The organism is Paenibacillus ottowii (assembly GCF_006874425.1).
GTDB classification, from domain to species: domain Bacteria; phylum Bacillota; class Bacilli; order Paenibacillales; family Paenibacillaceae; genus Paenibacillus; species Paenibacillus ottowii.
In genome coordinates, this window is sequence record NZ_VIJZ01000021.1 from 1 (window position 1) to 11,900 (window position 11,900).

The window sequence follows — 11,900 nt, forward strand, 5'->3', positions numbered from 1 at the left end:
GTTCAGGAACACAGAACCTCCAAATTCGATTTGACCTTGTCCATGAGTGATGAAGACGGGCAGATCAAGGGTTCCTTTGAATATTGCACGAAGCTGTTTGGCGCCGATGCGATTGAACGATTAACCGAAGATTTGATAGCGATCCTGTCACAGGTTGGAGCCAATCCAGATTTGCTATTAAGCGATATTCAGGTGAACTCAGACGAGCAGACAGAAGGCTTCTCGCCAGATTCCATTGACTTTATGTTCTAGACCAGTTTTCAGTTTTCTAAAAATGATTTCACTGTGCAGGCAAGGGCAACGGCTCGTCCGATGGCCCTTGCCTGCAAAATATTTTCCTGACATAACAACGATTCGTTCTTATTTCGTCGCTCTCTCAAATTGCTTTGCTCGGCCCAATAACTGTGATCGTATTCTCCTATACTTAGGAGATGAACCCCACAGCTCGAATAGCAACACTATATTGTCTGAGACAATCAAGAGATTGACGATATGCGTTTTGGTAAATACACACTTCAGTAGAGAGGTAGCACATGCTCAATCTGATTTGGTCTGGACTATGTATAAATGAATAAACCTCAGGGACCTATCCATCTAAAAAAAGGAGCCCTGAGGTTTTTTATTATTGAGTAGGAAGGACTTGCCTGTAGTAATACGAAGCGGTCTCAAAATCTTTTTGGTGATAGTAAGCTTCAGCTATAAGGACATACAATTCGCTTATTTTTTTGTGAGCTTGCTTTTGTTGATATATGGTGCGAGCTAAGAAGAAGTGATCCAGAGCTTGCGCTAGATTTCCATTACAGGAGTTGATTCGTCCTATTAAAATATTGAGCTGGGCTTTTAAATCCAGATTCATATTTACATGCAAAAAATCATTACAGATTCTTTCTGCTTCTTTAATGTTTTGAATGTCAATATAGAGCTCAGCAAGCTCCAATTTGGAATTGATCAGTCCTTCTTCATCGGATAACAAGGAGTATGACTCAATAGATTTCTCGATATAGACTAAAGATTCATCATAATTCTTGATCTTTTTATACAGAATACCCAAATTTAAGAGTGAACCCGCTTTCAACTTCTTATTGTTGGTTTGTTCAAAAAACAGGAGGGATTGCTCGTACTGCAGCTTCGCTTCCTCCCAATTCCCCGTTTTTTTATAGCATACGCCCATGGTCATTGAAATTTCGCCAGCCTTATAAAATGCACTGTTTTGTAGATTAATCTGCTGAGCCTCCAATAAATGAGTTAGCGCAGAAGTAATCTCATCCAAATGGCAGTGAAAGATGCCAAGGTTGAGAAGAACATCAACATAAAGCAGTTTGTCGACTGTAAATTGCTTGGTCAGCAGCAAAGCATTGTTGAAGCTTTTTAAAGCCTCTGTTAGCTGATTGGTGCGATACAAAATTTGACCCTGCAAATTATATGATTTGGCTCTAATATCGTAATCAAAAGGAGGAGCATGCTGAATGACATCTTCAATATATTCATAGGCTTTTTCCATATCGTTAGATAACCAGTAATACCTTGCATACAGTAATTGTTGCTTGGCTTTTAGATCCGCTTCTTCCTCTGTGATTTCTATACTCTTTATTATGTTTAGAAACTCATTTAACAAATTGTTTTCAAGATACTGTTCCGCCCTTACTAATTGAGCAGGAATGGAGGGAGGAAGGGAAACGGTTTCCGGAACCTCTTCTTCTAACAGAAAAGTAATAGAGCAATTTAATCGCTCCGCAAGCTTGCTGATGATCTCAAAAGAGGGCATCGCATTTCCTTTCTCAATTTGACTAATGTAACCTCTGGTTACAACATCTCTGGCTAGATCCTCCTGACGCATTTTTAAACCTTTTCGTAAATTCTTTATCTTTTTTCCTAGTAAAATCATATCCATAAAAAATACCCCCTTCTAATACATATTAATATGTTAGCATAAAATACATTTATAAAAATATATTCAAAAGTTTACTAATTGTGAAATTGAAGAAAATAAAGCTAGTACAAGTATGGCATATTAATCCAAATAAATCATTAGAACTTATTAAACTTTTTTTGTAATATTGCCAAATTAGATAGGTTCAGATGAACCATTCGCGCCAAAACATACCATTAACAACTAATTTCTTAAAATATCTTGAAAGTTTTCAAAATAAACTTTGACATAATTTGTTACCAGTAGTATCATAATTTCCAAGGAATTAATGACATATGAGGAGATGATGAGGGATGAACAAGAAACAAATGATTCGAGTTTCGCTTTATTTGTTACTGTTGGTATCATTTTCATCTGGTTGTGAATATTTGTTTGGCAATGGATTTTTTGCAAATCTCACGACAATAGATGTCTTGCCCTGGTCATTAAATGTATTTCGTCTATAGAACAGCATGAGTAAACTACATAAGATTTATTGAAGCCCACATTAAAAGGGGGAAGAGAATTGTCAACTTCGAGTTATGGAATTCGTGGTTTTGGACAGGCACTGGGGCAGAAGCGAAAAGTAGAAGACGAGGTTCATAAATATACATCTAATATTGATAAAGTGAAAAAATGGGGTTACGAGTATTTTTATGCGGCGGCTCCTGAAGTCAGCCAAACGGATTTAGCGTTTCAGGCTGCGGAAGAAGCTCTGAACCATGCGGGGATCACAGCGGAAGAACTTGATTTTATTATACTGGCCATTAGCGAAATTCCCGAGTATCTCTATTGGGACCCTGCCTGTGAGCTTCAACATCGTCTTGGTGCACATTCCTCGGAAGCCATTTTATTTAACCAAGCCTGTAGTGGCGGGCTCATGGCCTTTGACACAGCAGCTGGCAAGTTTGCTGTTCACCCCGACTATCAATATGGCTTAGTGGTTACCTCCAATCGTAATAGCGAAGAATACCGCAATCGTGTCACATACAATTCTTGTTTTCACTCCGATGGTGCTTCCGCTGCTGTTGTCCAAAGAGAACATCCACATTGCCGCTGGGTCAGCACGAAAATATGGAGTGATGGTACATATGCTCCTCTTTTCCGGTATGATTGGGGCGGGAGTACAGAGCCATTTAATCCTGTTAATTTGCAGCACATTCATTCCTTTTCACCGCTGGCAAAAGTGCAGGTTTTTTTTGACGCTGATCCTGTAAAATTGATGGAATTTATTGAATTGCTAAACAAGCGCATTCGTCTGGTTACAGAGCAGGCGTGCGAGCAAGAGGGAATTCAATTAACTGATATCCGTCGAATCATTTATCTCCACGATAATGTTAAATCTATGCAGGAGATTGCTGAAATTTTTGAAGTAGATATAGACCGAACCAATGCTAAATTGGCGACCCAATATGGTCATATGGGAGTCACCGATCAACTTTTTGATTTTAAACAATATATAGAATCCGGCGAGCTGAACAGAAACGACTATGTGGCACTGATTGGGATTGGAAACGGAATGCACTGGGTTTGCAGCTTATTCCAGGTCTAATTTAGCTTGAAATAAAGTCTGTTTTTGGAGGAATATAGTGAAAGAAGATATGATACAAATTCATAGTCAAGATGGTGTGCTGGAAGGTCGATTGGCATGGCCTGCTTGTACTGAACAGGAAGTCCCTTGTGTCATTTTGTTACACCCTTGGGGAGCATGGGACATGGATGGAAGCCATCCTGCGGATATGAGTGTGGATGATCAGCCTGTTCGGATGTTTTTACAACTACGCGATGCCATCGCAGATAAGGGAATGTCCGTACTTCGATATAACAGCCGTTTTGTACCTGCGTCCAATGATTCAGCCGTGGATTATCAGCGCCGTACGTTTTCAGGACTAGTTGAAGATGCATGTGCAGCCGTTGATCTTGTAAGAAACACCGATGGAGTACAAGCTGAAGCCATATGGTTGCTTGGAATTTCTTTAGGTACTGAAGTAGCTATTGCAGCATCTGAGAAAGCCCCTATCTTAAAAGGGTTAGTCCTTATGTCTACCATCGGCGAAAATTATCTTTATCGACGTTACTATATGGATGTAGAGCGCAAGCTGCAATGGTTGTGGGAGCAACAACTAGTTGAAAAGGACGGTACGGTGAAAGTAGAGGCCTTACGGGAACTCGATTTACCAAGATGGGGATGGTGGGACCATCTGGAGGAAGAGTTACAGACCTTGGAATCTGCTTCATATGAACAGATCGCTTCTATTTTAAAATTACATTACGATAAAAATTTAGCACGGGATTTGCAATTAGGGAATGAAGAAGCACCATCCCAATTTTGGCAGGAATGGATAAGCAATGAACCTGCCTATAAGCGTATTACACAATTTACTGGACCAATATGTATTATACAGGCAAGCGATGATAATGCGACTCCTATTCGGGAAGCGTATTTGCTCAAAAATGCACTGAAGGATCGTTCTAATGTGAGCTTCACTGTATTCGATCAATTAGGCCATATTTTTTCCCCACGCAGAGGTGACGCTCGAAGAACATATGGACCTATAGCTAGTGAGGTGCTGAGTTTTTTAACGCATTATCTTGAAGAAAATAACTGAGCAGGAGGAGACTATGGAAATCCATGAGCTTGCCAGGAAAATTCGTCGCTTGAGCCGGGGAGATGATACAAGCAATACCGATATTCTTCTAGCATTGCGACAATTAAAGACCTATGAAGAGCTTGATGTAGTAGGCCACGCTTTGGAAAAGGTGAGTCCTGTTATGATCGGGATTCAGCCCAGAAAGCTCAAAACTTTAAAAATTGCAATTGTCAGCAACTTTATAGCTCAACCTATAATATCCTCTCTACGTACTCTTCTACTCATACAGGAAATCTCACCCGAATTTTATCTCGCTGAATATAACCAGATTGCATTCGAGTTATCCAATCCACACTCAAGATTAGCAAATTTTAAGCCTCAAATGATTCTCTGCCTGCTGGATGAGCAATTTTTGCTTCCACAGGATTGGGATACATTGAATTCTGACTATATTCGTTCACACGGTAGGGAACAGCTTGATACGCTATACAAAATGCTGGACCAATACAATACTTGGCAGCCCAGCACGTTTGTTTTAAATACAATTCCGATTAATTCAATTGATTTAAGTAGTATTATTTCCTTTAAGCATAAGGCTTTATGGGGACGTTTGTGGAGAGAGCTAAACGGCCGATTACTTGAATTCTCGGAGCTGCTTCCTTCGGCTTATGTGCTGGACCTTGAAATGCTATTAATGAACCACCCCGGATTATTAAGAGATGAGCGTATGCATTATTATGCCAGTATCGCTTGGCATAACGATGTGTTTTTACTCGTTGCTCAAGAAGTTGCCAGTTTGAGCCGTGCCTACCTGGGCCTCTCGAAAAAGTGCCTGGTGCTAGATTTGGATAACACATTATGGGGAGGTGTTATTGGAGACGATGGTCCTGCAAATATACAGCTTGGAAGCCTGTATCCTGGCAATTGCTTTGTAAACCTGCAACGGATTGCTAAAAGATTAAAGCAGCAGGGAGTTATTCTTGCAGTATGCAGCAAAAATGAATTTTCCATTGTGGAGGAGGCATTAGAGAATCATCCTGAGATGTTACTTCGACAGACGGATTTTTCAATCATGCAGGTCAATTGGGAACCCAAAAACGAAAATATTCGCTACCTTGCCAATCAACTGAATATCGGTTTAGATTCTCTTGTCTTTATAGATGATAGCCCGTTTGAGCGGCAACTGGTCGCTTCAACGATACCTGAAGTAACAGTTATTGATATAGGTACGGAACCTGCTTTATATCTAAACAGCCTATTGGAGACAGGTTACTTTAATGTATTGCAGACAACGGAAACCGATCAAAATCGCACAGAAATGTATCGTATGCAGGTTGAAAGAAAAGCGTTTTCCAAATCCTTTTCTTCTCCGGAAGAATACTTAAAGCAGCTGGAGATTTGCGTAAATATATTTGAGGCTGATGAGTATTCTATGCCGCGTTTGATGCAGCTGAATCTGCGGACGAACCAGTTTAACATGACCAAAAATCAATATACCGAAGCCTACAATCTACAAAATCAAAAAGAAGGACTGGTAAGCTTGCTTGGTTTTACTTGCAAGGACCGTTTCGGACAGGAAGGAATTATTGGGGGAGTCTGGATTAACAAGCAGCCGAATCATTGGGTGATCCAGAATTTTATGATGAGCTGTCGTGTATTCTCACGTAAAATTGAATACGCGGTTCTTCAGTATATAGTAGATGAAGCCACGCGTTGCCGCATTCAATACATTGAAGCGGAGTATCGTCATACCTCTAAAAATCATATCGTATCTGATTTCTATACAAATGCTGGCTTCCATATGATCCGCCAAGAAGATGAACATACTCAGTACAGAATAAATTTGCCGATTTCAGGTTCGCTACAGCCAGCCTGGATACAAGTTCGCAGTGAGAAAGGAGAAATGCACAATGTCTGATTTTGATCGGCAACTTCAGGAACTGGTGACAGATGTATTAAATACGGATACGGAAGTTCAAGAAAATACTCGACTGGATACTCTTGAAAATTGGGATAGCTTCAATTCCCTCCGTCTCCTTGTTCAGATTGAACAAAACTTTCAGGTCCGAATTAAACTGGAGGATTTTCACAAGTCGCTTACAGTAAGAGAGTTAGGGAATATTATTTTATCGCAACAAAGCGGTAAGACAGTAGAGGTGGAGTAAGTGGAACTTTCTAAAAAACGGAAGAGCCTAGGTTTGCTGGCTTATCCCATTTACTTTGAGCTGTTAGCCGGGGTTATAGCGGGAATTATTGATATTTTTTGGGTCGCACAGTTGGGTAGTGCATCAGTCGCAGCCGTGACGGTCGCAACCAGTCTGGAAAATGTACTTCTTGCCATTATACTCATTGCCAGTGCAGGAACTACGGTTCTGATTTCACGCTACTTGGGAAATAAAGATTTATCCTCTATCAAAAGTGCAGTCAGAGATAGCTGGATTTTGTGGGCGGTAATAAGTCTTCTGGTTGGTGGAATGGGGTATGTATTCAGAGCTGAAATTGCGAGTCTTTTCACTAGCTCTGAAGAAAAAGACACGCTGATTTTAACTACAGCATTTTTGGCAATTTCATTTCCGGGAATCATCATTTTCTATGCGCAAAATATGGTGGATTCTATATTCAAAGGTTACAGCAATACAAAGTTTCCGATGCAAATGGCGTTATTGTCTAATTTGTTAATTCTCGTGCTGGATCCGCTTTTTATATACGGTTGGCTGGGATTTCCCCAATTAGGTGTACAAGGAGCAGCTTTAGCTACTGTGTTAGGGCGAACAATCACTTTGATGATTGCTTTATACACATTCTACCGATCCGATATTATCAAGACATTAAAACAGGTCGAATATGGTGCAAAAACACGGAAAAATGTAAAAGATATTCTTAATATCGGTCTTCCCATGTCAGGTGACTTTATAGCTCGTATGGGGAGCAACATGATTCTCATCGGCTTGATTGGAACCTTTGGAGTCTATAGCATGGCGGCCTATGGAATCGGGACGAAAATCATTGTATTTATAACGATGTTTTTCTACGCGGTTCGACAAGCAGCGAGTATTCAAATCTCTTACCAATTGGGTGCAGGAGAAGGCAAAAGTTTTCATAAAATCGGTAAGAAGGTACTTTGGCTAGGCGGAACCGTTGGATTACTAGCCGGCATACTATTATTAGTATTGGCTCCATTTTTACTTCGAATCTTTACGAATAGTGAACAAGTCATTCAGGAGGGGATGATCTATCTTTATTACATGAGTCTCTATTTGTTGCCTCTTTCGCTTGCAGTAAGTATCGGAGGTGTGTTTTTAGGCTCAGGTCAAAGTCGAACGATGTTTTATGTGACATTAATAGGGACTGCCGTTACTCTTTTAGGGGCATTCACACTCCCTTCTTTTAACAACCTGTATGTGCATGGTATTTGGATATCTCAAATTCTAGGAGTCGTGGTACAAGCAGTGGTGCTGTTGTTTTTATTCCAGAGAGGAAATGCATCTATTAAATCAATTGCTCTGGAAGGCTAACTATTCAATGAACTGAAATGGGAGTGAGAGAATTGAAGGATAGACAGGTCATTGTCGTGATTCATCGTTTTGGAGGTTTAATCTTTGGTAATTATATGAACTACAACACAGTTATTGATCATTCACAAAACGATGTCATCTACTTTGTGAATGAAAATGGATATAAAGATATTGCCGCTTATAAAGAACAAGCAGCTAAAATAGTTCGATTTGAACGTCTGGAGCAGCAAGATGAACTGGATCAAGCTATGTTTGAAGTGGTCAGTACCTATGGCCCAATTGATCACCTCATTAGCTTATCCGAATTTGATATGGACGTTGCCGCATTTTTAAGAACAAAGTACGCTATTCCGGGTGTAGATGAGCAACAGGTTCAGTTGTACCGGAATAAGGTTGAAATGAAGAAGAGATTGAAGGAACACTCTATACGTACCCCTTATTTTATTGATTTTACGACCTCCGATGAAGTCCTTGCTTTCGCTAAAAAAGTGAATTATCCGCTTATCCTAAAACCTAAAGTTTCAGCAGCCAGCATAGGGGTCAAATTAGTGCATACCGATGCAGAGCTGGAAGAATTTCTAACCACCATTTCCTTGGCTGATTATGAGGCCGAAGAATTCGTTGAGGGTACCATTTTTCATATCGATGGCATTGTGAATAAAGGAAAAATCGAGTTTATATCTGTGTCGCGCTATGTAGGTAGCTGTCTGGACTTTTCCAAAGGAAAGCCGTGTGGTTCCATTCTGATTACTAAAGATAAGAACCTACGGCAGCGTATTGTTGATTTTACAGGCCGTTCGTTAAAAGCCCTGGAATTAAGTGAGGGTTCCTTTCATATGGAGCTGATTCATAAACAGGAAAAAGAATTGGTGTTTTTGGAAATTGGCGCACGTTTTGGCGGGGCGGAAATTCCATTCTTTTTACTTGATCGCTTCGGTATCCATCTCGGTGAAGAAACGGTCAAAATCCTGTTGGGCACATTTACGGGAGTTCCTGAAGCGGATTTAAATATACATGGTGGTTTTCTACAAATACCTGAGCCACAGAATACTCCGCTAGAAGTCATCCATGTAACAAGCCTCAAGGAGCAAATTCCGGAAATCTTTTCAGAAGTTATTCCTAATGCTGGAGATATCATGGATGGAAGCGGCTCTTACTACCATATCAGCGGTCGATTTATGTTCGACGGACAAAGTGAAGACCAGGTAGAGCAGGCTATTCTTAAAAGCATTCAACTTTTCCACTTGGAGGGGAAACCTTTAGAAAAAATAAAGATATGAAAAACATCCCTTCCCCTAAACGGTCACTGTAAATATAAAATCTCGAGGAGGTAGTGGAAAATGGTTGTGGACATCAAAAAAATTTTTCCGATTCCTGGTGTAGAATATTTGACAGCCAAAAGAAATATCGTGATCGAGGATTTAAATGTGAATAACTCTTTATATTGGATGCAGGCGCTCTCGTCTTTGTATCCGGAGTTCGCAGAAGAATTTAAAACGGTCTTTATCTCTCAAAATGAGTCAGGAAAACCTCATATCATTTTAGGTTTAGGTAATTATGTATCTATCAAAGTCTCCGCAAGTAAAACGCTGTTAAAAACGAATATTTATATTCAAAATAAAATGCTCTCTGAAATCAATGAATATGTGAATGTAACGCATATGCCTTATAAGGATATTTTTAATAAACTTTCAGAAATGATGAAGACAGTTCAGATGCAAATCCCAGAAGAGTTTGCGGATATGTCATTTTTAGGTGGCTGGATGTGCGAAACCATTCATGATGAATTGCAGGAAGTTGCCGTGTTTACCCTCCCCAAAATCCTTATTCAAGGAACGGAAAATCAATTTGATGTCCTTAGCTGGTCTAACGACGTAATCTTGCCTACCTCAGAAACCATTAGCTATTTAGAGAAGGCAATTCAGGAAGAATACAAAGGAACGATTTCTTATATACCCGATCAAGATACCTATATGAATAACCTGAATCAGATTTTAGATCAGCTGGGTAACAAGGAATTTGCCAAGGTGGTAGTGACCAGAAAGGCAGTCATTCAATTAGAAGAAATGAAAAGTATAATCCCCTTATTCTCAAAAATAAATCAAAAAAATTATCAGGAATACAGTTACTTTTTTAAGTGGAATGATGAAAAAGAGTGGTTTGGTGTATCGCCTGAGGTGCTGCTTATTAAAAAGGGACAGAAGGCGATTAGTAAACCGCTTGCAGGTACACGAAAAATTGCATACGGGCACAAAACAGAGGAGGAAATTATAGCTGAATTGCTTCACGACAATAAGGAGAATAAGGAGCATCAATATGCTGTCAGTCTCATGGTTAACGATCTGAAGGAATTGGCGGTCAACAAAGATGTAGTTATCAATGAGGATAAACATATTCTCAAAACTCCGTATGCCTTCCATTTGAAAACTCATATGTATGCTTCCTTAAAAAAAGAAGTTTCTACATTTGATGTACTCGGCAGCATTTATCCGCCTGCTACGATATGGGGGGTTCCGCGTTTGGAAGTAGAGCCTGTGCTGTCCGAGGTGGAGGCATTCAAACGGGAGTTTTTTGCAGGCGGTTTTGGTTATTGCAGAGCCAATGACGATTCCAATTTTGCGCTAACGATACGAACTGCCTATCTGGAAAATGGAAAGTTACACGTTTTTGCCGGAGGCGGGATTGTTGAACATTCAAATCCTGAAAATGAATGGAAGGAAACAAGAACGAAAATGACTCCGTTCATCGGGAATATTGAAATTACGAATGAAACTAAAGGGGGAAGTTTGCATGTTGGACATCTATAAATATAATAAATCGGCTCCGCCTTCAATTCATGATGTTATCCAAGCGACCTTAAAGTGGCATTTTTCAGAAGAGACAGGCTCCCCCTTTTGGCTGGAAAAGCGCACCTCCTTGCCTTTCAACCCGCTGCATGACATTCAAACATTGCAGGATCTGGATGAGTTTCCCGACTATACGGAAGAGATGAAAAGGATTCCCGTGGAAAAATTGATTCCTAAAGGGATGCATACATTGGATTGGGGCTTTGAAGTGTTTGAAAGTGGGGGAACGACAGGCTCTCCTCAAAAGATCGTCGACATGCTTTCCAGAAAGAAAGCTCTTGAATGGGTATTTCAAGAACTGAATGATCAATCTGTATTCGAAAATTGCACAGGGCACTGGCTGCATGTAGGCCCTACGGGACCCCATATCGTAGGCCGTTCGATTGGACGGATGGCAACCTACCTTTCCAAGCTGTGCTACTATATTGATTTTGATCCGCGCTGGGTAAAAAAGTGCTCCAAAAATAGAGAATTCGATGTTGTTAAAGCCTACATACAACATCTTTTGGAACAGGTTTCTACGGTGCTGGAAACGCAAAATATTGAAGTGTTATTTGCAACTCCGGCGCTCCTGGAGGCGATGAGTAACAATGAAAAGCTGTCCTCCTTAATTCAGAAGAAAATTAAAGTTATTATTTGGGCCGGCACCTCTATTGATGAAGGCACACTGGATGCGCTGGAAACTTTCATTTTTCCAGAAGCCCGCTTCATCGGGTTGTATGGAAATACGTTAATGGGGATCGCACCTCAGCGCCAAAAATTCAAAGACGATCCTAAAGCCTGCGTTTTTCAAACATTACATCCCTTTTCTATGGTTCAATTAGTGGATAAAGAGAATCACAGAGTATTAACACCATATAACACCTATGGACAAGTCAAGTTGACATTATTCTCTCCTGAGTTATTTATCCCTTCACGCCTCGAGCGGGATCAGGCCCTGCGCGTTGCTCCTGTAGGTAGTTATACTTGGGATGGCGTAGCCGATGTGAGGCCGATGGAAAATGTGAAAGAGAAAATCTTCGAAGGGGTTTATTAACCT

Annotated in this window: 10 protein-coding genes; 9 read left to right on the forward strand and 1 reads right to left on the reverse strand. The window is 40.3% G+C overall.

The genetic code is table 11. The features are described 5' to 3' along the window. A partial coding sequence (locus FKV70_RS25475) for a condensation domain-containing protein (RefSeq protein WP_244310848.1) occupies nucleotides 1–252 on the forward strand: 252 nt, incomplete at its 5' end. Between the two features lie 370 nt (nucleotides 253–622). Here the strand turns inward: FKV70_RS25475 and FKV70_RS25480 are convergent. After that, nucleotides 623–1,891: a helix-turn-helix domain-containing protein gene (locus tag FKV70_RS25480; protein ID WP_142614940.1), complete on the reverse strand. Its 1,269-nt coding sequence runs from the start codon at nucleotides 1,889–1,891 to the stop codon at nucleotides 623–625. A gap of 544 nt (nucleotides 1,892–2,435) precedes the next feature. On the opposite strand from FKV70_RS25480, the gene FKV70_RS25485 reads away from it, so the two are divergent. From FKV70_RS25485 to FKV70_RS25520, 8 genes are read left to right on the forward strand one after another with little or no spacing between them, the layout of a single operon-like run. Further along, nucleotides 2,436–3,461: a 3-oxoacyl-ACP synthase III family protein gene (locus FKV70_RS25485; RefSeq protein WP_142614941.1), complete on the forward strand. Its 1,026-nt coding sequence runs from the start codon at nucleotides 2,436–2,438 to the stop codon at nucleotides 3,459–3,461. Nucleotides 3,462–3,498: 37 nt separating this feature from the next. Then, entirely contained in the window at nucleotides 3,499–4,518 is a 1,020-nt protein-coding gene (locus tag FKV70_RS25490; RefSeq protein ID WP_064797184.1) for an alpha/beta hydrolase, read from the forward strand. A 13-nt stretch (nucleotides 4,519–4,531) separates the two neighbouring features. After that, on the forward strand, nucleotides 4,532–6,418 hold the full coding sequence (locus FKV70_RS25495) for an HAD-IIIC family phosphatase (RefSeq protein ID WP_142614942.1): 1,887 nt from the start codon (nucleotides 4,532–4,534) through the stop codon (nucleotides 6,416–6,418). Beyond that, complete coding sequence (locus FKV70_RS25500) at nucleotides 6,411–6,665, forward strand: acyl carrier protein (protein WP_063212019.1); 255 nt, start codon at nucleotides 6,411–6,413, stop codon at nucleotides 6,663–6,665. Before FKV70_RS25495 ends, FKV70_RS25500 begins: the two co-directional genes overlap by 8 nt. After that, nucleotides 6,666–8,015, forward strand: a complete 1,350-nt coding sequence (locus FKV70_RS25505; protein WP_142614943.1) for an MATE family efflux transporter — start codon at nucleotides 6,666–6,668, stop codon at nucleotides 8,013–8,015. Nucleotides 8,016–8,047: 32 nt separating this feature from the next. Further along, nucleotides 8,048–9,295, forward strand: coding sequence for an ATP-grasp domain-containing protein (locus FKV70_RS25510; protein ID WP_063212017.1), 1,248 nt, complete (start codon nucleotides 8,048–8,050; stop codon nucleotides 9,293–9,295). A 60-nt stretch (nucleotides 9,296–9,355) separates the two neighbouring features. Beyond that, complete coding sequence (locus FKV70_RS25515; RefSeq protein WP_142614944.1) at nucleotides 9,356–10,822, forward strand: chorismate-binding protein; 1,467 nt, start codon at nucleotides 9,356–9,358, stop codon at nucleotides 10,820–10,822. Further along, complete coding sequence (locus tag FKV70_RS25520) at nucleotides 10,806–11,897, forward strand: phenazine biosynthesis protein (RefSeq protein WP_142614945.1); 1,092 nt, start codon at nucleotides 10,806–10,808, stop codon at nucleotides 11,895–11,897. Before FKV70_RS25515 ends, FKV70_RS25520 begins: the two co-directional genes overlap by 17 nt. The last annotated feature ends 3 nt before the right edge of the window (nucleotides 11,898–11,900 follow it).

Bases quoted from the DNA above. Each gene is read 5' to 3' on its own strand.
- FKV70_RS25515 (WP_142614944.1), top strand. From the start codon at position 9,356: ATGGTTGTGGACATCAAAAAAATTTTTCCGATTCCTGGTGTAGAATAT.
- FKV70_RS25500 (WP_063212019.1), top strand. From the start codon at position 6,411: ATGTCTGATTTTGATCGGCAACTTCAGGAACTGGTGACAGATGTATTA.
- FKV70_RS25520 (WP_142614945.1), top strand. From the start codon at position 10,806: ATGTTGGACATCTATAAATATAATAAATCGGCTCCGCCTTCAATTCAT.
- FKV70_RS25495 (WP_142614942.1), top strand. From the start codon at position 4,532: ATGGAAATCCATGAGCTTGCCAGGAAAATTCGTCGCTTGAGCCGGGGA.
- FKV70_RS25480 (WP_142614940.1), bottom strand. From the start codon at position 1,891: ATGGATATGATTTTACTAGGAAAAAAGATAAAGAATTTACGAAAAGGT.